Annotated in this window: 19 protein-coding genes; 15 read left to right on the top strand and 4 right to left on the bottom strand. The window is 46.7% G+C overall.

Going from position 1 to position 23,661, the window contains the following annotated elements; genetic code table 11:
- Positions 1–171 precede the first annotated feature (171 nt).
- The 3 genes from AC4IFB_RS13515 to AC4IFB_RS13525 form a co-directional block, all read right to left on the bottom strand.
- Entirely contained in the window at positions 172–2,478 is a 2,307-nt protein-coding gene (locus tag AC4IFB_RS13515) for a putative bifunctional diguanylate cyclase/phosphodiesterase (protein ID WP_490780432.1), read from the bottom strand.
- Between the two features lie 330 nt (positions 2,479–2,808).
- A complete protein-coding gene (locus AC4IFB_RS13520; protein ID WP_490778542.1) occupies positions 2,809–3,342 on the bottom strand; it encodes a hypothetical protein in 534 nt (177 codons plus the stop codon).
- Positions 3,343–3,531: 189 nt separating this feature from the next.
- Positions 3,532–5,349, bottom strand: coding sequence for an RNB domain-containing ribonuclease (locus tag AC4IFB_RS13525; RefSeq protein WP_490780433.1), 1,818 nt, complete (start codon positions 5,347–5,349; stop codon positions 3,532–3,534).
- 112 nt (positions 5,350–5,461) lie between these two features.
- Between AC4IFB_RS13525 and ygfZ the strand changes: the two genes are divergently transcribed.
- The 13 genes from ygfZ (at position 5,462) to AC4IFB_RS13590 (ending at position 18,992) form a co-directional block, all read left to right on the top strand.
- Positions 5,462–6,457 (top strand): CAF17-like 4Fe-4S cluster assembly/insertion protein YgfZ, encoded by a 996-nt coding sequence (gene ygfZ, locus AC4IFB_RS13530; protein ID WP_490780434.1) that lies wholly within the window; start codon positions 5,462–5,464, stop codon positions 6,455–6,457.
- 123 nt (positions 6,458–6,580) lie between these two features.
- Positions 6,581–7,411 carry an HDOD domain-containing protein gene (locus AC4IFB_RS13535; protein ID WP_490780435.1) on the top strand — a complete coding sequence of 277 codons (831 nt, stop codon included), beginning with the start codon at positions 6,581–6,583 and terminating at the stop codon, positions 7,409–7,411.
- Positions 7,408–8,286 (top strand): ABC transporter ATP-binding protein, encoded by an 879-nt coding sequence (locus AC4IFB_RS13540; RefSeq protein ID WP_490778538.1) that lies wholly within the window; start codon positions 7,408–7,410, stop codon positions 8,284–8,286. Before AC4IFB_RS13535 ends, AC4IFB_RS13540 begins: the two co-directional genes overlap by 4 nt.
- A 56-nt stretch (positions 8,287–8,342) precedes the next feature.
- On the top strand, positions 8,343–9,341 hold the full coding sequence (locus tag AC4IFB_RS13545) for an ABC transporter permease (RefSeq protein WP_490780436.1): 999 nt from the start codon (positions 8,343–8,345) through the stop codon (positions 9,339–9,341).
- A gap of 3 nt (positions 9,342–9,344) precedes the next feature.
- The gene (locus tag AC4IFB_RS13550) at positions 9,345–9,818 is read left to right on the top strand and encodes a nucleoside deaminase (RefSeq protein ID WP_490778536.1); all 474 of its coding nucleotides are present in this window, start codon (positions 9,345–9,347) and stop codon (positions 9,816–9,818) included.
- Positions 9,819–9,890: 72 nt separating this feature from the next.
- Positions 9,891–10,367: a (2Fe-2S)-binding protein gene (locus AC4IFB_RS13555; RefSeq protein WP_490780437.1), complete on the top strand. Its 477-nt coding sequence runs from the start codon at positions 9,891–9,893 to the stop codon at positions 10,365–10,367.
- Entirely contained in the window at positions 10,364–12,466 is a 2,103-nt protein-coding gene (locus AC4IFB_RS13560) for a xanthine dehydrogenase family protein molybdopterin-binding subunit (RefSeq protein ID WP_490780438.1), read from the top strand. Before AC4IFB_RS13555 ends, AC4IFB_RS13560 begins: the two co-directional genes overlap by 4 nt.
- A gap of 152 nt (positions 12,467–12,618) precedes the next feature.
- Positions 12,619–14,547: an asparagine synthase (glutamine-hydrolyzing) gene (gene asnB / locus AC4IFB_RS13565; protein WP_490780439.1), complete on the top strand. Its 1,929-nt coding sequence runs from the start codon at positions 12,619–12,621 to the stop codon at positions 14,545–14,547.
- Positions 14,548–14,783: 236 nt separating this feature from the next.
- Positions 14,784–15,029, top strand: a complete 246-nt coding sequence (locus tag AC4IFB_RS13570) for an acyl carrier protein (protein WP_490778532.1) — start codon at positions 14,784–14,786, stop codon at positions 15,027–15,029.
- Position 15,030: 1 nt separating this feature from the next.
- Positions 15,031–16,569: a class I adenylate-forming enzyme family protein gene (locus AC4IFB_RS13575; protein WP_490780440.1), complete on the top strand. Its 1,539-nt coding sequence runs from the start codon at positions 15,031–15,033 to the stop codon at positions 16,567–16,569.
- 1 nt (position 16,570) lies between these two features.
- The gene (locus AC4IFB_RS13580) at positions 16,571–16,987 is read left to right on the top strand and encodes a VOC family protein (protein WP_490778530.1); all 417 of its coding nucleotides are present in this window, start codon (positions 16,571–16,573) and stop codon (positions 16,985–16,987) included.
- A 58-nt stretch (positions 16,988–17,045) separates the two neighbouring features.
- Entirely contained in the window at positions 17,046–18,041 is a 996-nt protein-coding gene (nadE, locus tag AC4IFB_RS13585; protein ID WP_490780441.1) for an NAD(+) synthase, read from the top strand.
- 255 nt (positions 18,042–18,296) lie between these two features.
- Positions 18,297–18,992 carry a hypothetical protein gene (locus tag AC4IFB_RS13590; RefSeq protein ID WP_490780442.1) on the top strand — a complete coding sequence of 232 codons (696 nt, stop codon included), beginning with the start codon at positions 18,297–18,299 and terminating at the stop codon, positions 18,990–18,992.
- A gap of 335 nt (positions 18,993–19,327) precedes the next feature.
- On the opposite strand, the gene AC4IFB_RS13595 is transcribed toward AC4IFB_RS13590, so the two are convergent.
- A complete protein-coding gene (locus AC4IFB_RS13595) occupies positions 19,328–20,218 on the bottom strand; it encodes an AraC family transcriptional regulator (protein WP_490780443.1) in 891 nt (296 codons plus the stop codon).
- A 238-nt stretch (positions 20,219–20,456) separates the two neighbouring features.
- Between AC4IFB_RS13595 and AC4IFB_RS13600 the strand changes: the two genes are divergently transcribed.
- Positions 20,457–21,008: a C40 family peptidase gene (locus AC4IFB_RS13600; protein ID WP_490780444.1), complete on the top strand. Its 552-nt coding sequence runs from the start codon at positions 20,457–20,459 to the stop codon at positions 21,006–21,008.
- 1,364 nt (positions 21,009–22,372) lie between these two features.
- Entirely contained in the window at positions 22,373–23,638 is a 1,266-nt protein-coding gene (locus tag AC4IFB_RS13605) for an HlyD family secretion protein (RefSeq protein WP_490780445.1), read from the top strand.
- The last annotated feature ends 23 nt before the right edge of the window (positions 23,639–23,661 follow it).

A 23,661-nucleotide genomic window follows, 5' to 3' on the forward strand; every position in this document is an offset into this window, starting at 1 on the left:
AACTCAGAATGGTGCGGCAGGGCCGCACCCTACAGTGCGTTAGTTACTTGTCCGGGAGAGGTAGTAGATAGCCTAAATGCCCAGTTTAATGAACAAGACCATTGCCTTGAATAGAAGCAGGTTTACCAAATAGTAGTGTTCTGCTTTAAGTTAGTTATTCGATGAGTTCTATCAGCTAATTGATCCAATTACAGAGCTATCTCGAAGTAAATTTGTGAACTCATCCTCATTGATAGGCTTGCTGAACAGATATCCCTGAGCATACTCGCACTGCATATCGCGCAGCAGGCTTAGCTGCCCCTCGGTTTCCACACCTTCAGCCACTACTTCCAAACCCATTCCGTGGGCCATCATTATAGATGCATTCACAAGTTCACAATCGGCCGGGTCGTCAGTTAAATCATTAACGAAACTCCGATCCACTTTTAACACATCAAATGGGTACTTACGTAAATAACTCAGCGATGAGTAACCAGTTCCGAAGTCGTCCATTGCTAAATGTATGTTTGCTTTATGCAAGCGTGCAACTGCCTCGTCGATATCCCGCTGACCACTCATCAGAACGCCTTCCGTGATCTCCAATACCAGGCTATCAGCTTTCAAACCACGCTCTCGCAGAAGATCTTTCACATAATCTACCAACATAGCATCACGGAACTGCCGGGGAGAGAGATTGATAGCGATTTTGAAATCGTGGCCGAGCATTTCACGCCAGTCTACAGCGTTAGCGACAGCCTGTTGCAATACATATCGTCCAATACCCAAAATCACCCCGGTCTGTTCTGCAATCGGAATAAACTCATCTGGTGACACCTTTCCCAGCACTGGGTTATTCCAGCGTAACAGAGCTTCAGCAGCGACAATCCTATTGTTCTTTAAATCGATGACAGGTTGGTAAAACACTGAAAACTCGTGACGCTCCTGGGCGCCATGCAACTGCTCCTCGACCTCTAAACTACGGGATATATTCAGATTCATCTCAGTAGTAAAAAAGTTGAAAACATTTCTACCCTGTTCTTTTGAGTGATACATGGCAGTATCGGCGTTGCGTAGTAGTTCAGTTGGGGTCAGGCCATCATTGGGATAGAGAGCAATACCGATGCTGGTGGTAACCACCAATTCTCGATCATCTAATTTAAACGGTTGTCGAAACTGAGAAATCAGGCTACTTGCAATTGTGCGGAGATCACTCAGTTCAGATAAGTTACGCAAAAGCACAACGAATTCATCGCCACCAAGGCGGCAAATACTGTCACCATCACGAACAGCCGACTGTAAACGCCCAGCAGCCTGAATCAGCAGGCGGTCGCCGGTTTCGTGTCCAAGGCTATCGTTAACCCGCTTAAAGCCATCGAGATCAAGGAACAGAATCGCAACCTTGCAGTTATCTCTAGATGCCTCTTTGAGCAACTGAGCGAGACGATCCATCGCTAGAAAGCGATTCGGTAGACCGGTTAGGCCATCGTAGTGAGCCTGCCTGAGAATACGAGCTTCCTGGCGTTTCTTTTCAGTGATATCAACGTGTGTCCCGACTGTTCGGATCGCATTTCCATCTGCATCACGGACTAAAAAGGCGCGGGAGAGGATATCCACCCAATGACCATCCTTGTGACGCATCTTGAACTCGATATGAAAGTTATCGCGTTTACCGTTGATGTAATCATTCAGCATCTCCCAGGAGCGCAGACGATCTTTCTCTTCAATCAACTTTTCCCAAGTGGAAAAAGCATTCTCCAGTTCAAAGTCAGCGTAACCGAGCATGCGCTTCCAGCGTGGAGAGAAATAGATTTCATTAGTAAGGAGGTTCCAGTCATAAACGCCATCATTTGAACCACGCATCGCCAACTCGAAGCGCTCCTCGCTCTTGCGTAGAGCCGACTCAGCAGACTTCCGCTCAACTATCTCCTTTCTGAGGCTGCTGTTCTTTTCCTCTAACTCCAATGTGCGCACTTTAATGACTTTTTCTCGACTTTTAACCTCATCCCCCAGGCCCTCGATCAACTGACTGTTCTGCACCTGAAGCCTGATATTCTCCAACAGATTGCGGTTCACATTGCGGGTGAACAGTGTGGTCATGACCAAATATACCAAGGTCGCAAAAGCCAATGCATTGTATCCCTGGCTCCCGTAGGCAAACAGGGTGACAATAAGGGTCAGCAACTGTGGATAGACATAGGCGATAAAAGCCTGCACGTATACCGACAGGACAACAACTGCCGAGGCAACAATGCCGAACAGCAGCATGCATAAGCTAATTGCAACAGTGAGGCTTTCCGCGACCGCTATATAGGGGACGATCAGGCTCCATGCCACACCAACTAACAGACACCCGATCAGATAGCTCCTCTGCCACTGCTCAATTGTAAATTTTTGCGGGTTTCGCTTTCGTATAAACCAAAGCGCGAGGCGAAAGGAGGCCGTAACAAACAGCGCCGCAACCCATATATCAACAATCGATGATTCAATATGGGGCTTCAATATGAAGTAAAAGAGTATTGAGACTGAATAGACGGTGATATTGGATATTGGTGCCTGCTGATAGAGTATCCGAGTCTGCTCTTCAGCTATTAATGCCTTCCCAAGATCTTGCTTTTTTTTCTTTTATCGGTCGACATTATCCTTCCGACGAAGGTGATCACCCACAGAAACCTTAAAACTTAGTAGTGGTAAGATCTAAATCGACCTGATAAGAACAGCCCCTTAGCCCTTTCAAATTCAACTCTTCCACCCTATAGCTAGATATAGCACATTTTGATTTGAGGTTTACATCTTGTTAGTAGTGGCATTATGTTTAATTTGAACAGCGAATCATAAAACCAACCTGAGTTCAGCGATCTCATCCAGGGCTTGACGAATCTCGGAAATAGTCGGCGGCTGTGCTGCCCACATGTCGTCAAATGCACTGCGACAGGTGAGCCGCATAACTTCTGGATGTTGTGATGATTCCAGCCAGAAATGGTATCCACGCGAAACCATTGGGGTTCCGGAATCATCCAGAGCAACAGTTACAAATCCATATTGACGCTGTTTTTGAACAACCTCAACCATCAGCTCTTCTACTTTAGTGACAGTGAATGTTTCCGGATGAATGGTTTGTGGCTCATTGAGCAGGGATTTTACTTCAAAATTACAATTTGGCTTATAACGATCAAAATCTTCCAGCAGCATGGGTTCTCCCTGCTGCAGAAACAGTCGGGTCCGATTGGGAGCAACCAACAAAGCTTGTTTTAAAACAATGGTCGAACCGACAGGTATCCGGTAGTAGGGATTATCAAAATCTGCAACCGTTTGATAGGCGGTACTACAACCCGACAGGCATAAAGCAATTAATAACCATCTCATGATAAAAGCACCTCAGACTCAGTTATCTCTTTGATACTTCATCTACCGCCACCCTTCTCCGGATCACCAATACACTTGGAGTGGCTGAGTAGATACAATCCGGCGCAGTCACTGGAGATTAGACTGGGTGTGCCACCCGCACCCAGGGCCTGTTAACACTAATCGAATCGGCCCTAATACGTTGACTATTCAGAGAATCCTGAAATAGCAGCTAAGATCAGGTAAATCCACCTCCCTAAGCTTAAGCTGAACAGGCTCATTCAACCCGGCGTCTCCTTTGATGCGCACCTTGGCCTCCAGACCAATAGCTGGAATCAGGACTGTTGCCCGCTCTCCCTCTCGTGCAACCACAATGCCCTCTCCCTGCCAATCAGGGTGATCCCGCAAATAGACTATCCGCCAGTGGTTATTCGACACCCGTTCTGTCTTTCTATTCGACATGCTACCCATTTCTGCTTGAGCTATGCGCTCAGAAATGGCTTGCAGGTCAAGCAGTGGCTCACCACTAAGATGAGCCCTTAGCTGCTGATGGGTAAGTAGGTCAGAATAGCGTCTCAATGGACTGGTTGATCGAGAGTATGCTGGAAGCCCTAATCCGGAGTGGGGTTCAGCCAGGGTTTTAATCTGGGTTGGTTTGAACATACGCCGGTAGGCATACATTCCGGCCAAATCCTGAGGTTGATCGGGCTGCTCCGGGGGGGCCTGGGTAGCGTATGGAATAGGGATCTCTCTCTCCTGGCAATAAGTAGCAATCCCCTCCCCGGCCATCAACATCAAATCTGTGACCATTTCCCGGCTTTCCAGTTTTTCCAGCGGAACAATCTCCACTTCACCCTCTTGCACTTTAATCTTCACTTCAGGCAGTTGAATGGAGGCGGCCCCTGCCGCCTTTCGACGTGCTCTGAAAACATGGCATTTTTCCAACAGAGTCTTGAAGGGCTCTTCATCTAAACGCTGATCAGCTTTTGCGTAACTTATACGCTCCACTTTCAACCAGCTGGGATGAACTTCGAGTTGTTCCACCTCACCCTGCTCCGATAGTTGAAAGGCGATGGAGAGTGCAGGTGAACGTTGTTGCAGACCCAGCCCCAGTTGTTCAGTCACCTGTGGTGGCAACATCGGCACGATCCGGTCAGGCAGATAGAGATTTGCCCCTCGACTTCTGGCGTCGAGATCCATATCACTGCCTGGCTTCACCAGAGCAGCCACATCCGCGACATGCACCCAGATGCGCTGACCATCAAGACTGATGGCATCATCCGGATCCTGATTATCCTCATCATCAATGGCAAAAGCAGGTAGATGTGTCAGATCCAATCGTTTCTCTTCTGCCAATTCTGGCACCGGATGCGCGGGAATAGACTCATCTATGCCCATACGACGGGGATAGGGGTTCTCATTTAATGACCAATATCCGGTCTTCACCAGTAATCGATGGGCACTGACAGGATTTTCTGCCAGCTTCAAGGCTTGCAATATGCGGCTGTTTTCCCGCTTTTGCAGGGCCAGGGCCTCGACCTCTCCCAGGGTTTTACGATCTTCTTCAATGATCTTGCCTTGATGCAGGCGCTCCATGAAAGCGTTCCAGGCCTCTGCCTCAGCAGCTTTTTTATTGCGTGATTCGATCTCTACCTTCACCGCATCAGCAGATCTGGGTCGAATTGAGTGTGGCTCTCCTTCAAAATAGATACCATCTGCAACCAGAAGCCAGGTAGCCCAGGCCATGGCAGGGGTGTAGTCGCCAAATACCAGTTCGCTCAGCTCTTTGAGATCGGTCTCTGCACCTTCCAGCAGCTCCCAGTTCTCTTCAACTTCGCCTTCGCCTTCAGGGGTTTGTAAATTATTTAATTCTGAAACTGGCCCAGGATGCAGCAACACAACATCTTTATCCCGAACCCGCTTATTCTTACCCCCCTCCAACTCAATGAGAATCTTGTCGGATACTTCCACCACCCTTGCCGGGCGAATCTTGTAGAGCACCAGAGCGCCTGCAGTCAAATTACTCATCTATTAATCTGAACCCATCATAAAAACCTGATTAAACGAGGGGAGTTTCGTCCCCGGTTGGATCGGGTATGATACGCACTGTTGTTCCTCAAACCCAGGAGCTGTTCCTGATATGAATAAAGAATGGACAGAATTTCTAGATACCCGCACCAATACCGCCCAAAACAGCGTAGCGCCAAACTGCGCCTTAAATGACCTCTCCCATCTGGGACTGATACGGATTTCTGGTGAAGATGCGGAGACCTATCTGCAAGGGCAGTTAACCAATGATGTGCGTAAAGTCACCAACCAGCACAGCAATCTGGCCGGTTGGTGTAATGCAAAAGGGCGCATGTTGGCTAATTTTCGCTGTTTTCGCCGCGCTGATGACTATTTTCTACAAACCCCGCTTGAGAATGTTCCATCGGTAATGCAACGCCTGGGGATGTATGTGTTAAGGGCAAAAGTCACACTCAGTGATGTCAGCGACGAATTGATAAGAATCGGACTTACCGGTGACTGCTCCGATGCCCTGCTGCAACCCTTCTTCGACGACGTTCCAGAACAACCAGACGACGTTATACAACAGGGTGAATTAACTCTGATCCACCTGCCAGGCAGTAAACCCAGATTTGAGGTGATCGGCCCAGCCAATCTACTACAGGAAATCTGGCAAACTGCAGAAGGTCAGGCACAAACCGGGAATAGAGATTTTTGGGCGCTTCAGGAGATACGTGCTGGGATACCCACCATCTATCAAGAGACAAAAGAAGCATTTGTACCGCAAATGACGAATATGCAACTCATTGATGGCGTCAGCTTTACCAAGGGCTGCTATACAGGTCAGGAAGTAGTGGCACGTATGCAGTACCTGGGTAAATTGAAGCGAAGGATGTATCTGGCCCATGTCGATACATCGACTGAGCCTCAACCTGGCGATGAACTCTACGCAAAACAGAGCACTTCAGGACAGGGTACTGGTAAAGTTGTCGAAGCGCAGGCAAACGGAGATGGCTATGACCTCCTGGCAGTTATCGAAATTGCCAGTGCCGAAGAGGGTCAGGTACTGCTTGGTGAGCAGGGTCCAGCCCTTGAAATACTCAATCTACCTTACCCTTTTTCGGAATAGTCTTTGAATTATAGGGATCAGTATCACATCAAGAAATCAGCAGCCTGACCGATAATCAAATAGCGCCTGCAGTCTAGGGCCTGTTAACACTAATCGAATAGGCCCTAGGACAAAAGATAAAAAATGATTGATGAAAAACAGTTTTTAGACGACCTGAACAATGCCATAGACAGCAACAAACTCACTCTGCCGACGCTGCCCGAAGTAGCACTCAAGGTCAGGGATGCCGTCGAAAAAGAGATGAGCAATGCCAATGAGATAGCAGAAATCATTGCATCAGATGCAGCCCTCTCTGCACGCCTGTTACAAGTCGCCAACAGCCCCCTCTACCGGGGTCGGGTAGCAATCGATAACCTGCAAATGGCTGTCGCCCGTCTTGGGGTGCGTCTGGTTCGCAGTCTGGTGGTAAGCCTGATCATGCAGCAGATTTTTCAAGCCACCAATGACCTGCTTGATGCCAAGTTCCACAAGATATGGGAAGAGAGTGTGCAGATTGCAGCCATCAGCAGAGTCCTCTCTTACAACCTGGATCACCTGGACAGAGAGCAGGCGATGCTGGCCGGATTGATACACAACATTGGTGCTCTGCCAATTCTGGCGATGGCTGAAACCCGTGATGAACTGATTCAAGACGAAGCGGAGTTAGATCGGGTAATTAATGAGCTAAGCCCACAAATTGGGCAGAGAATTCTTGAGATGTGGGATTTCCCTGAATCCCTGATCAAGGTACCGGCCAATTTTCTCAATCTAGAGTATGAGAGTTCAGGGGATGGTGACTACTCAGATATTGTCCTGGTCGCCCGTTTACAGGCCAATTTAAATCCTGACGATTCTGTCGAAGTGTCAAATGTACCTGCATTCAGCAAGCTCGGCATGGAACCGGAAGTCAATTTCATCGAAATCGAAGGCGTAGCTGAGGATATCCAGGAAATTGAAGTCATGTTTCTATCATGATAGAGGCACGTGACCTCTGTAAACACTACCCTGGCGTCAAAGCTGTCAATGGCGTGAACTTCAATATTCCCCGAGGGGTATGCTTTGGCCTTCTAGGCCCGAATGGCGCAGGTAAAACCACCACGGTGGAGATGTTGGAAGGTATCATTACCCCCTCATCCGGCAGCATACTCTACAAGGGCGAACCCCTGGGACAACGTTTCCGCAATGAAGCTGGAATCATGTTCCAGCACACAGCCCTGCAGGAGTTTATCCAGGTTGATGAAGCACTGAAAATGTTTCAGCGCTTTTACTCCAACCCCAGAACCATAGATGACCTGGTCGAGGCCTGCGCACTGGAAGAGTTTCTAACCAGGGACACCCGTAAACTCTCCGGCGGTCAAAAACAGCGCTTATTGCTCGCAATTGCACTTATCAACAATCCTGATGTGGTTTTTCTCGATGAACCCACAACCGGTCTAGACCCCCAATCCCGGCGCAATTTATGGAACCAGGTACGTCGCATAAAGGCAGAAAACAAGACCTTGGTTCTGACCACTCATTACATGGAGGAGGCCTTTGAGCTCTGTGATGAGATCATTATCATGGACCACGGCGTGATCATTGCTCAAGGCAACCCACACACCTTATTGGCAGACCATTTCGACAACTCGGTTATCAGCCTGCCTCACACAGCGATACCTGAGGGCTTCTGCCCGGATGATGGCGCTTCAATGCATACCCAAGGTGAGATTATCGAGATACTCTCTAAGGACGTGGATACCACGATCCGTCATCTGACCTCCCAACAAGTCTCCCTGAAACAACTTCAGGTCCGCTCGCCTACTCTGGAAGATCTGTTTTTGGAATTGACTGGTCACCATCTTCGCTCCTAGTCTGGTGTTTCACACTAGTGTAGGATCGACTCTACCCCACAACCTGAACCAGCATCATGTCAATACGCCGTTTTCTCGCAGCCTTCCAAGCACGAAACCTTGAGTTCCTGCGTGATCGTACTGCGCTGGGGTGGAACCTGATCATGCCTGTTCTGATCGTTATGGGTTTTGCCTTCGCCTTCTCTACCGGTCAGGAGGAACTCTATAAGGTCGGACTCTATGGAGAGGCAGAGCAGCAACAACCGGTACAGACCTTTCTGCAGACCCGCTATGTGGAGTTTATTCCGGTGATTGAACTGGAAGAGACTGTTGATAAGGTCGACAGGCACCAGATCGACCTCTTGCTTGACCTGACAACCCAGCGTTATTGGGTCAACAGCACCTCACCTAAAGGTTATCTGCTGGAGCAGCTGCTACAACCCTATCAGTTTGAGAGGGTCACCGTGAGTGGCTCAGAAATTCGCTATGTTGATTGGGTAATACCCGGTGTGCTTGGTATGAACATTATGTTCAGCGCCCTCTTCGGCGTCGGTTATGTAATTGTCCGATATCGCAAGAATGGTGTATTAAAGCGTCTCAGAGCAACCCCTCTGAGTGCTTTTGAGTTCCTCTCGGCCCAGATCGCCTCACGCCTATTGATGATCCTTTCAGTGACCATCCTGGTCTATCTTGGCACGGATCTGGTAGTCGATTTTCGCATGGTTGGTTCTTACTGGCTGCTGTTCCTGATTCTAATTCTAGGTGCCTTGAGCTTGATCAGTGTAGGTCTATTGGTTGCGGCACGAATCACCAGTGAAGAGGCAGCAAATGGCTTATTGAACTTGATCAGTTGGCCAATGATGCTCCTCTCAGGTGTCTGGTTTTCACTGGAGGGATCTCATCCTTTGGTGCAAAACCTTGCTTTGGCACTACCACTGACCCATATGGTGGATGCTGCCCGTGCCGTGATGATTGAGGGAGCCAGCTTCAAGGATGTGCTGACGTCTCTATTATCTCTTACCACTTTTACTCTATGCTTTGTCACAATAGGTTCTAAAAGCTTTCGCTGGGAGTAAGCAGTGGATCAGGACGAACTGTTCATGAGTCAGGCAATTGAGCAGGCAAAGCATGGACTGGAGCTGGGTCATGGCGGCCCCTTCGGTGCTGTGGTGGTGATGCAGGGTGAAATTGTCGGCAGGGGTTGGAATCAGGTTGTACATCTCAATGATGCCACTGCTCATGCAGAGATGCAGGCAATTCGGGCTTCCTGTAAACATCTGGACAACTTCCACTTGTCGGGGGCTGTTCTCTACACCACCTGTGAACCCTGCCCGATGTGCCTTAGTGCTGCCTATTGGGCCCATATCGAGCGATTGGTCTATGCCGCCAATTCTGCAGATGCTGCGGCCAGTGGTTTCGATGACAACGCAATAGCATTGCAGATATGTAAGCCGATGCAGGATCGGGAAATGCCCAGCCGGCAGGTTCTGCGCGATGAGAGTCGATTGCTCTTTGAGGCTTGGAATGTCAGCGATAAACGTACTGAATACTGAGTGATTTACCTGTCCGGTAACTATTGATCCGGCGGTTAGTAAGTATTTTGCTTTCAGGGAGATGTTGTTTAAATGACACTAAAACTGTTAATCAACGGTTCAATAGCCCAGCTCGAGATCGACAGCGATACACCCCTGCTCTGGGTACTGCGTGACCATCTCGATCTTACCGGCAGCAAATACAGTTGTGGTATAGGGCTTTGCGGATCCTGCATGGTCCTGGTTGATGATCAGCCAATGCAGGCCTGCCAGATCACAGCCTATGAAGTTGTAGGTAAAAAAGTCGTAACCATCGAAGGCTTGGCTAAAGAGAAAAACCATCCCATCCTCAAGGCGTGGTATGAGATACAGGTTCCTCAGTGCGGTTATTGTCAATCCGGCCAGATCATTATGGCCTATGCGCTGCTGAAAAATAACAGCAATCCCACCGATGATGAGATCGATAAGGCCATGTCCAAGGTTCTCTGCCGATGCGGTACCTATCCACGCATCCGTCAGGCCATACATCAGGCGGCCGGAATGATGAGAGAAAAGGAAGTATCCTCATGAATTGTTTCGATCCTGACAGAAGACAATTTCTGAAGATGAGCGCAGCATCAGCTGGCTCTGCTCTGGTACTGGGTATCAGCTGGACAGAAAGCATCGAATCGAGTGAAAAGGCCTCTCCACCATTCTCACCAAATGCCTGGTTGCGAATCGATACCGATGACATTGTCACCATATTCATCGCCGAATCGGAGATGGGTCAGGGCACCTACACAGCACTTGCGATGATGGTGGCAGAGGAGTTGGAGGCAGACTGGCAGAAAGTTCGTGTTGAGCACGCCTCCCTGGATCCGGCGTATGGTTTTCAGGGAACAGGCGGTAGTCGTAGTGTGAGAAGAAACTGGAAAATACTGCGCAATGCAGGCGCCATTGCCAGACAGATGCTACTGAATGCGGGGGCAGACTATTTTAATGTAGCAATTGATGGGTGCCAGGCTGATCGATCACGAATAGTTCATGCTGCCTCTTCCCAATCCGTGAGTTATGCCGATCTGGTAACCCGTGCAGCAAAATTACCGATTCCCTCTTCGATTGCGTTAAAGAAACCTGACACATACAAACTTATCGGTAGCTCACTACCGCGACTTGATCTGGCTGAAAAGCTCGACGGCAGCGCCCGTTACGGCATCGACACCAAACTGCCAGGCATGTGCTACGCGACCATTGTCCAGTCCCCTGTTTTTGGGGGGCGAGTGAAGCAAGTCAACGCCTCTGACATTAAAAAACGGCCTGGCATCATAGACTGCTTTACCCTGGATGAAGGGGTTGTGGTTGTCGCCAAGGATACCTGGCAGGCCTTCCAGGCCAGAAAAGCCCTGAAGATTGAATGGAGTGAGGGAGAGTCAGCCAAACTGAATAGTGAAGATATTATTCAGACTTTGACACAGCACGCCTCCCTGGAGACAAAGTCCCTGATATTGGAAAAAGGTGAGCCACTCTCCCAGCTTGAAGACCACTCTAATCCCATAGAAACGCAATATGATCTGCCCTTTCAGGCCCATATGACTCCTGAACCGATGAACTGCACAGTGCAGATTCAGCAACAGCGGATAAGAATCTGGGCACCCACTCAATCTCCCACCAATGCCAAAGCCAGTGCACTGGCTGCCTTGAAATCGCTCATTGCCGAGCCAACTCAAGATAAGATCGAAGCTCTTGAGCAACGCATCGAAGTGATAACCCCCCTATTGGGTGGCGGGTTTGGCCGCAGAAACATACAGGACTATGTTAGCCAGGCGGTGAAGATTGCTCATCGCATAGATCAGCCTCTACAGCTGGTCTGGCCGAGAAGCGAAGATCTACAGCACGACTACTACCATCCAATCACTCAACATCATCTCAGGGGTGTACTGGACAAACAGGGCATTCCCCAGGTCTGGCACCACCAGATCACCGGCTTGCAGGTCGATGAGTATGGCGCCCAAACACTGCCTTACTCGATCCCTCATATCCTGGTGGAGATGCAGCGCCTTAATTCACCGGTACCTATAGGTCCCTGGCGATCGGTCTCACACCACTACAATGCATTCGCGATAGAGCATTTTTTTGATGAACTGGCTGTTGCGGGAGGACATGATCCTTTGCAACTTCGTCTCCAACTACTGAGTGAACCCCGGTTAAAAACTATTCTGCAGATCGCAGCAGAAGCAGCCTCCTGGAATCAACAGAGTGAACAGCGGGTATTGGGTTGCGCGGTTCATTCAAGCTTTGGCAGCCATGTAGCCGAAGTCGTTGAACTGATCAAAGATGACAATCAAGCTTTTAGACTGGGTAAGGTCACCTGTGTCATCGACTGCGGTATAACGATCAATCCCGATACCATAAAAGCTCAGATGGAGGGTTCCATCATCTTTGCTCTGACCGCAGCGCTTAAATCCAGAATCACGTTAAAAAACGGTAAAGTGGAACAGAGTAATTTCCACGACTTCCCGATACTGTCATTCAAAGAGACGCCACCGATTGAAGTCATCGTGGCAAAAAACCATCATGATCCTGGTGGCGCGGGTGAACCTGGTGTCCCCCCCCTGGCCCCGGCTCTGGCCAATGCCCTCCTCGCAGCTCACGGTGAACCGGTAAGAAGTTTGCCTGTGCGACTTATATAAACAGTTCCATCGATTGTAGTGGCAATATATCTGCGTAAATACTATTCAATGATTCCATCTCTATGACTATCGGCAAATACATGTCGGGCATGTTAAAGTCTTCGGCTAACCCCGGCCCTCTCCACCCCAATTGAAGGACGCAAGATAATAATATGTGTGGCATAGCAGGTATTCTTAATCTCAAGGACGGTACTTCACCCTCCAGAGGTGAACTGGAGAAGATGATACATGCGGTTCATCACCGAGGGCCAGATGGGTATGGGTATTTTAGCCAGAATCGCGTCGGACTGGCCCATGCCAGACTTAGTATCATCGATCTGGCAGGTGGTGATCAGCCGATACACAATGAAGACAAAACAATCCAGGTTGTCTTCAATGGCGAGATATTCAACTACCTGGAGCTACGTGATGAACTGGAGCGACAGGGACACCGCTTCTATACCCATTCAGATACCGAGGTAATCGTTCACCTGTACGAACAGCATGGTGATGATTTTGTCGATCATCTCAACGGTCAGTTCGCTATTGCACTCTGGGATAGCAATCGGGACAGATTGGTGATCGCCCGTGACCGGACAGGCATCAGACCTCTCTTCTATACCCAGGTTGGAGGCCGGCTCTATTTTGCCTCTGAGGTGAAATCCCTCTTCAGCCATCCCGCGATCCCCCGAAGAATCAACCTCACCGCTTTACAGGAGGTCTTCACTTTCTGGAGTGCCCTGCCCCCAAACTCCCTCTTTGAAGATATTCAAGTTCTACCACCCGGCCATCGCATGGTTGTTGAAAGCGGACAACTAAACATCGATCAATACTGGGACTGGAACTTCCCCAACGACGAGATAGACCAGCATAAATCTGCTGAGGACTGGGCAGAAGAGTTAAAATCTCTGATGATCGACTCGGTACGTCTACAACTCAGATCTGACGTCCCGGTCGGTGCCTATCTGAGTGGTGGACTCGATTCATCTGTGTTGACCTCATTGATCAAAAACTTCACTGATACCCCGCTAAGAACCTTTTCAATAGGCTTCGAGGATGAGGAGTTCGATGAGAGTGGTTTTCAAAAAGATCTGGTGGACTATCTGGGTACAAACCATACCCATGTTTTGTGCAAACAGTCCGATATCGGGGAGGCTTTTCCAAGGGTGATTCGGCATGCCGAGTCTGCCATCGTCCGCACTGCCCCGACCCCATTGATGCTGTTGTCAGGTGCCGTCCGTGAGGCGGGATACAAAGTGGTGTTGACCGGTGAAGGCGCTGATGAGGTTTTTGGTGGATATGACATCTTCAAAGAGGCAAAAGTCAGACGCTTCTGGAGTCATGCCCCAGATTCTGAATGGCGTCCGTTGATATTACAGAGACTCTATCCCTATCTGAAGCACTCGCCTACAGCCAGTGGCGCCTTTACCCAACGTTTTTTTCAACAGGGTATGGAACATCTGAGTAAACCCTATTTCGCCCATATTCCTCGTTGGGCAACCACCCAGAGGATAATGCAGTTCTTCTCTGATGAGGCGCGTGCCTCAGCATCCCCTGTTGATTTCTCCAGCATTGAACGGATTCTTCCAACTGAAATCAATCAGTGGAAACCCCTGAATCGGGATCAGTACATCGAGGCGCACACCCTGCTTTCAGGCTATCTTCTATGCTCCCAGGGTGACCGGGTGGCGATGGCCAACTCGATAGAGGGACGCTTTCCCTTTCTCGACCACCGGGTGATAGAGTTTGCGGCAAAATTGCCCAGTCGCTATAAGATCATGGGGTTAAATGAGAAATATATGCTGAAAAAGACCATGAAAGGTCTGATTCCCGAGAGTATCAGGAATCGCAGCAAGCAACCCTACAGGGCACCGGACAGCCAATCATTTTTCAAACAGGGCAAACCCCTCGACTATGTGGATGAGCTGTTCAGCGAAGCACGCATCAAAAAAGCGGGTTATTTCAATCCCAAAGCAACCAATATGTTGTTAAAAAAATGCGCCAAAGGCAAAGCACTGGGTTTTGGAGACAATATGGCCTTTGTCGGAATCCTCTCTACGATGCTTGTAGATGACCAATTTTTAGGCAGTAGTTCAGAGTAGATGGACTCATTAGAAATCTCCAATACACTTCAGGAAAGCCATATTTAACCGATATATGCTTTGTATGTTATTACCCCGGTGACTAAAAACTGTCTTGTTTTGGCTCTTATTCTCAACCGGGATAATAACTAATGTCGATAAGACAGCTCATATAGTGAAGAATTAACGTTTTTTTTGCACAGTTCGATGCAGTATCATGCGCATATCTTCGAATTGTTAGAACTTTAGGAATACCCATGTCAACAGAAGCTCAGATCAGAAACTATATCCTGGAAAACTATTTGTTCACCGATGACCAATCAGCCCTGGATAGTACGGATTCCTTCCTTGACAAGGGTATCCTGGACTCCACTGGCATTCTGGAGGTTATCTACTTTCTGGAAGACGAATTCAACCTTAAAGTTGAGGACACAGAGATGGTTCCCGAAAACCTCGACTCAGTGAACAATATCGTCGCCTTCATCGGACGTAAGAGCCAATAATGTGACAGCACCTGCGTTGCCATTGATCGATCATTTCAGGTCGATTGCCGCAGCTCAACCCGATAAGCTCGCGATTGCCGATGTAACCCGGCAATGCACCTATCAGCAGCTCTCCGAACTGGCTGGACAGGTGGCGAGATATCTCGTTGAGGCTGGCCTGAAAAAGGGTGACAGAGTTGCGATGGTAGTCGCCAACTCTGCAGACTATGCTGCGATTTTTTACGGCATATGGGCTGCTGGTGGCGTCACTGTCGCACTCAACACCCAGGCAAAAGCGAAGGATGTCCTCAATTGGGTAAGCCATTCCGGGGCAAAATGGCTATTTGTAGATAATAAGCATGCAGAGTTTACTGCAATTGCTGACAAACTTGAGCAGGGAACAGAACTGATCAGGGTAGGCGAATCACTATCGGAAGAGAGTGTCGATGACCCTACCCCCTGGAATAGAGTGTTACAGCAGCAGGCTTCACTGCCGAGTCTCGACCTCGAACCATCCGATCTCGCTTCAATCATCTATACCTCTGGCACCACAGGGAGTCCCAAAGGGGTTACCCTCAGTCATGGCAATCTCAGCGCGAATATTGAATCGATCCAGAAATATCTGCAGCTGACAAATAGAGACAGCATCCTCAATGTGCTGCCTTTTTACTACTCATATGGCAACTCTGTACTACACACCCATTTATCTGTAGGTGGATCACTGATTCTGGAAAACAACCTGGTCTACCCTCATCGGGTCGTAGAACGAATCGCCAATGAAGCTGTAACTGGATTTTCCGGTGTGCCATCCACTTTTGCTCTACTGCTCGGGCGGGTTAACCTGGATGACTTTGATCTCAGTAAGCTGCGCTATCTGACTCAGGCTGGCGGTGCAATGGCACCTGCCTTAACTGATAAGCTATTGGCAGCACTACCCAAAACCCAGATATTCATCATGTACGGCCAAACAGAAGCCAGTGCACGTTTAACCTATCTACCACCAGAAAAAATCTGCGAAAAACGAGGCTCTATCGGTATTGCCATACCAGACACCACGATAGAGGTTAGGGACAAGCAGGGTAAGGTAACCAAACCCGGTGAGACCGGTGAAATCTGCGCCCATGGTGACAACATCATGCAAGGCTACTGGAGAGATACAGAAAAGAGCACCCAGGTATTAAAAGATAGATGGCTCTATACTGGCGATCTGGCCCATACTGACAGTGATGGTTATCTCTTTATCGATGGCCGCTCCTCCGACATGATCAAGAGCGGTGCAAACCGTATCAGTCCGAAGGAGATCGAAGAGGTGATCCAGGAACTCGATAGTGTCATGGAAGTGGCTGTTGTAGGCGCACCAGATGAGATGCTGGGTGAAATCATCAAGGCCTTTGTAGTGCCGAAAGACATTAATGACACTGACAAAAAAGTTATCCAGCGTCATTGCCGACAGAATCTTGCCATATACAAGATTCCAAAGAGTATTGAATTTATTGCTGAATTACCCAAAACAGCATCCGGCAAAATCCAAAAGTTTCAACTACAAGAGAAAGGATCTTAGTATGGATGTCGACCATGTCTGCATTGCTGTGAGATCTATCAAGTCGAGCAAAGACAGGCTGTGTGACATCTTACAGTACAAGGAAAAAACAGAGGTTGTGAAAAACACCAAGCAAGATGTTCTGGTACAGTTTTTCAGCAAGCCTGGTTCGCTTGACATAAAGCTGATCCAACCTGCCAGTCCACAGTCACCACTGACAAATTTCCTTAAATCGAGAGGCGAAGGCTTACATCATCTCTGCTTCAAAGCAGATGATGTCCAGCAGACAATGGATGATCTGCTAGAGCGTGGCGCACGAATGACAGCTGACCCACTGCCCGGAGAGGCCTTCGACGACGAGTTGATCGCCTTCGCCTATGTGGCAGGGGGTCTGAATATTGAAATCATCGATACCGACAAACGGCGAAACCTGCTCTAACGGAGCCATGTGTCGGCTATCGAACGGAAAACAAACAGTATCAAGGGGAGAAAAAAGAATGCAATCCTTTTCAGAACGGTACGAAGCTGAAATCCTAAATTTCGACCGCGAACAAGAAGCTGACCGTATCTGTGAGACCATGCGGGAAGCCTTGCGCAGCAAACTCAGAAAGCGCGGACTGGTTGTTGCAGTATCAGGTGGTATTGACAGTTCAGTCTCTGCAGCACTCGCCGTCAGAGCGATTGGCCCGGGGAAATGCTTCTTTATCCAGATTCCGGAGGTTGATTCCGCTGAAGATACTCAATCCCGCAGCAGTCAGCTGATCAAACATCTTGGGGTCGAGAGTACCCGGCACAATATCGCTGCCACCCTGGAAGCTATCGGTTGTTATGACGCCCGGGACGAAGCGATCAAAAAGACCTTCCCGGAATATACTGATGGCTGGAAAAACAAGATCACGATCAAAGGCGGCATGGATGGGCAGGTCAACCACTTTATGCTGGTGGTTCAGAACCCACAGGGAGAGATGCATGAGAAACGTCTAGATCTCAGAGAGTACCTGCAGATCGTTGCCGCCACCAACTATAAGCAGCGTATCCGTAAAACTATCGAATACTACCATGCAGACCGTCTCAACTACGCAGTAATCGGCACTCCCAACCGACTTGAATATGATCAGGGTTTCTTTGTAAAGAATGGTGATGGCTCCGCTGATTTAAAGCCAATTGCCCATCTCTATAAAACCCAGGTCTATGCCATGGCAAGACACCTGGGCCTACCAGAATCCATCTGTGACGCTATTCCCACCACCGACACCTACAGTCTGCCCCAAGGTCAGGATGAGTTCTATTTCGCCCTGCCCTACCAGGAGATGGACAAAGCGTTATGGGGACATAACCGAGGTGCTACCGATGTGGAATTGGCTGAAATGCTCAATATCTCAGAAGATCAAGCCCGCTTCGTCAAGCAGGATATCGATAACAAACGTAAAACCACACACTACTTGCATGCCAAGCCCTATTTGATTGAACCGATTCCAGAGTTGGATCTATAAAACAACACCACAAAGTTACAACAATCAGCAAATTCTGTAGTGGCCCCATACACCTCAGCCCTCACCAGCTTGGAGAGGGCTGAGGTTTTTTAACTAATCCCAATACCCTGCTCTTCCTCTAGTGGGAGGGAGTCGTTCATTATTCAGACAAACCTCAGAACAATTCTGAGATCATCCTACACTCGGCTGTACGCGATCACATGGCGCTAATCGAATATTTCATGAGAACTTAAGCTGACTTAGTTGGAGGCTGGGATGTATGCACTCAAACAAATATCTCTATTTATTGCCCTGTCTCTTAATCTGGTAAGTTGTTTTGCTGATGAAAAGGCTGACTTTTCCTGGAATAGCATAGGAGAGGTGACAAACTCCAAAGGTCAGATGATTCGCCTAGATACCCATTTTGTTGCTAGCGCAAAGCGCTACAATAATGCGCTTTTCCTGATTGGCTCCCAGGTAGATAAGTCAGGTAATGAACACTCTAAGCTATCAAAAGTATCGAGCTACTTGCAACCACCAAAATATTGGTCATTCGAAGAGATTTTAAAAGAACTATTCATTTACAAGGAGAACTTGTACTTAAGTGATTATGCAGGATCTGTTTTTAAACTGGTTAATGAGCGCTGGCTACCTGCGATGTTTAGCTTTCCAGCAAACTCAGAAGTAGTCTACGCGTCTAAAGAAGACTTGATAGCTTGTTACCCACATTCATTAAGAAAGGCAGACCCTACCAATGGCGCTTGTTGCTCAATCGAACAAGAGTGGTGTACACCACTTAACTGGCGAGAGCAGAAGCCTTCCGTTTGCAAAGATCATCTCTACGTATTCGAAAATAACAACAAAGGTAAAGAGATGGTTATAAAGAAGATTGACCTTAAAAATGGAAAGATCCTGGATTCAGTGCCGATGGAGAGGATTCCTGAAGCTATTGAGTGCGAAGTAACATTCTAGCCATATTGGAGGAATGCTAAGTCAGGTTTACTGAGAAGAGCATCAAATCCAGCATTGAGTATCAATTAACGTTACACTGGAAATGCATGGTCGGTGACTACGATCAATATTGGTTGTGTATATAATTCTTCATTTACTTTTACCACAACATCTAATCCGGATGTTTTCAGGTAATTGAATATCCACAAGCGCTAAATACTTGCAGCAGTAATATTCAATGCAATTTATAACTTGAACTGTCAATATCCCCATAGAGGATTTCAGTAGGATTTGGTGCATATAAAATGCCCATCAGGTTGAACACTTCAATGCTGATGGGCATGTAGTTCGTAAATCTATCTCTTGGAAACAAAACAGTTGATTCTTGTCAGTAGCTCATTAGGCGGCGTATTCTTAGGGTCATTCAAATACTCTTCAAACGGTGGAAAATCTGAAGCTTCATAACCACTTTGAGGTAACCAGTGACCAAAAAGCCAATCATAAGGTTTTTCCAATTCAGCATAAGAGCCTTTAAATAACAGACTGGCACATATACCACCTGGAATTTCATTGTTATGAGGCGTCTCACCATTAACGGGGACTTCTACTCCATCAGGAACAGATATTGCGGCAAACGATCTTAGCTTCTTCTTTTCCACTGTCTTAGGGTCATCGTAATAGAGACCAATGGAACGGGTTTTTTCACTCAGCAGATTGTGGCTTGAAGCATAGACAAATATCTTCTCAAAGGTTCGACCGATATCCATATAGTCCCCTTGATGGGGGTATCCAATGAGAGAAATTGAATCTACATCTAGAATTTCAACAGAATACATATCATGATACTCCTCTATTTCCATAGGCAACATAGCTACAAAAGGTTCATCTACCCTACCCGTCCTATCATGCCTGGCACCTCGGTACTCTGTTGGAGATTCACCAAACTGAAGCATAAAGGCCCGACTAAAAGCCTCAGGACTACTATAGGATGCATGGGTAGCTATGCGTACAAGCGGCTTGGTTGACGTGATCAACTCAACCGCAGCTCTTTGGAGGCGAAGACGCCTGATGGTTGCGTTCAGTGTTTCTCTGGCCAGTTTTCGATATATTCGATGAAAATGGTAGGGAGACATGAAGGCAACATCTGCCAGAACAGTAACAGTAAGGTCTTCATCCAGATGATCGTGAATAAACTCGATTACCCTGATGACACGTTGTCGGTAACTGTCTGTCGTTGATTGTTTCATGTTTTCACCTCCTGATTCTGAGCTTATCTAACTCCATCTGATAATGTTTGCGATTTTTCTGGTGAAGATGGATATTCGATCATACTCAAAGAAGATATCGACTACGGTATCTCTTAAGCAACAAACACTATATTCATAGATCCTAATATTCAAAAGCAAGTAGCTCTTAAATTTCAAGTAAGCATGAAATAATCTAATATATGTATGAAATTAACTAAATAATCCAGACAGTAGAGTAATGATTAAATTATTTTCCAGATACACTGAACAAAAGACAAGTTTAGTGGATCGATTAATTCATACACTTGCAACAGTCATCTCTGTTCTTGTTTTAATCAATCTATTGACCAGCTGCTCATCTGTACCTAGAGGTGCAAGTGAGAAGCGACAAGTTAATGACCTTACCACACGGCAAAATAGTTCTGATTTAAGGATTAATATTGCAGAAGAGCTGATAGGAACACCATACCTCTATGGCGGAACAACACCTATAGGGTTTGATTGCAGTGGATTTACATACTACCTATTTTACAAAACAGGTATTTCCATACCTCGAACAGCTGAAGATCAATACCGATTATCTGCACGACTACCACTCTATAGGGTGCGCCCTGGTGATCTTCTCTTTTTCAGAATCAACTCTCAAAAACTCTCACATGTTGCACTCTATATTGGGGATAAACAATTCATTCACGCCTCTTCTTCAAAGAAGCAGGTTTCTATATCCAGTTTAGACAATCCATACTGGCACAGCCGTTTAATCTCAGCTGGGCGTTTAGACAATGATTGAATCTCATCTACAATTTTAACCACTACTGGCTACAGTAAACCTGACCGGGACGAACTAATCTCTGTCTGCAAAGCAGGTTCCAATGAATGACAAAACTGTGTCGAAGTTTTTTACACCCAATGCTTTCCAAAAATCATGCAGATATTTAAGTCACTAATATTAATGATTTTAATTCCTACGGCCTAAATGTTGCATTATACTTGGATGGAATTATAGATAGCGGGAATTGGGCCATTTAACACAATAAATCGTGGTAAGCAGCAGACTTAGGATTTGTACTATTACATTTAAAGAATGTACTTACAGGTCTGATTGAATAGTCTGCCAATCAATATTGTCACTTTAATTAAACACATTATACATTGTGGAGATTAACTCAAAATGATTTGACAACCTTATAATGAACATCACTTATGAGACCTAAAACTGATGTTGAAGTAGATTTAATTCTACCTGATTTTTGCAGATGATTACTGAATAATATACATCAATGATGTGTATGTAATTTTTGTTATTCTTATTTTTTATTTTACATATATATTTTTCCATAAATAAATACTTTTCTTACTGAAGTTATTCAAGTGCTTTGTACGACAATTTTGCACTAACAATTTTTTTACAATAGCCTCATATTCTATATTTACAGTTTCAAACAAATTGTTTTTATATTATGCACCTATATTTATAGTACTTTGGCAATCAATCATATCTACCTATCAATATCACCACCTGTGATCTAATAACTCTAAAAATATAACTTTCACTATGATGCTTTTTAAGTCTTTTATGTTGACATAATATTTTCCAAATGAAGCTTTGACAAAAAGATAAAAGTTGATAATCTATCCGCGGATCGTGACGACGGTCTAAAAATGGAATTGCACTAAATCACATTTTCTATTCGATTCGTGCATAAATCACATTATTACTTCAATAACTCAAGGAGCATTTTATGAGAACATTGAACGCTATGGAACTCACTAAAGTAGAAGGCGGCTGTGATCAACCAGCACCAGCTGAGCCTGAGTGCCCACCCACTCCAGAATGCACACCAACACCTGTCTGTGAACCAAAACCCAGACACCATCACCACCGTCACCACCGTCACCACTTTTGTTTTGACTTCATCTCCTCATGCATACCTAAGTGGTGCTAAGTTGATTTGATTCAGCTTATGGTTGGAGATAGTTTCTAACCATCTGGATTGGCCACTTTTGTGGCCAATCTTTTCTGAAAACAATCTAAAGCAGACACTGACTCATCGTATAAGCGATCATTAAGCTTTAATAAAATAGTATCTACAAAACTCAATCTAAAGTTCATCTACATGAGTATGTTGATGTACTGAACAAAGTGACACAGGGATGAATGACGAACTTTTTAGGAGAGAAGTGGTTGAAGCTCAGCAGAGTAATCGCCAAACGGGTGTAATTCTCCTGACGCAGTCAATAAAACTATGGAGTCTTACCTTTACTGTTACTGCTGTTACCCTTGCGATTATTCTATTCCTCACATTTGCTGAGTTTACTCGTAAGGAGCGTGTATTTGGCCTAACTGTTCCTGGCCATGGCGCTATCCATCTTATGGCCAGGGAATCAGGTGTAATCTATGAAGTTAAGGTTTCTGAAGGAAGCCAGGTCGCTGCAGGTGATCTGCTATTCGAAGTACGTCAGGATAAATTCAATGACTTGGGTGAAACTCAGCAACTAATAGAAGAGACCCTAGAGAGTCAGTCTGAAAATCTCACAAACGAGATCCGTAATCGTATCAATCAAGGTAAGGATGCGGCACTCAATCTAAAAAAGAAGGCCGCGCTTCTCAAACAGGAGATCTACTCCCTCGATACTGAAATAGAACTGCAAAAGCAACATATTGAATCTGCAAAAAGCTTGTTAGATAACATGAAACCGCTATATGAAGAGCGCATCATACCTGAGTTACAATACCAACAGCAGGTAAGTTCGCATATTGAGCAAAAGACCCGGCTCGAAGGTTTAAAGCGACAATTGATTTCTCTCAAATCCCGCCATATGGAGACAACGAGTGATATCCGTGCAACACAACTACGCACCGAAGCTGATCAGTCTTCGTTGGAGCGCACTCTGCTTTCAACAAAACAGCAAAGCCTTGAGCAGAGAAGCGCTCGTCTTAGCTATGTACGAGCTCCCGTCAATGGCACCATCAGCAATATTCAAGTTGATGTCGGAAGACAGGTTGAAGCTGGTACAGCACTTGCCACCCTCTTACCTCAGGGAGTAAGCCTGGATGTACAGATATTTATACCGAGTAGCGCTATCGGTTTTCTTAGAACCGGTCAGCGTGTAAAACTCCGCTATGATGCATACCCTTATCAAAAGTTTGGTGTTTATGAGGGTGAATTGACAGAACTTGCGAATGTTGACGCTTCACGGGTAGAGCTTCAAACGCGTTTTCCACACTTAATGGAAAAGCATCAGGGAATGACTTTTTTCAGAGCTACCGTGCGTCCTGAATCTCAGAATATCCAAGCTTACGGTAAACCTATTTCACTGCGTGCCGGACTAACTCTTGAGGCAGATATCCATCTGGAGAGAAAACGCCTTATCGAATGGGTATTCGATCCAGTAATGGCCTTGGGCAGTAATATCTAATGACAGCCAATCTTTCACTTATA

This window comes from Candidatus Thiodiazotropha sp. AKIB8, assembly GCF_058244675.1.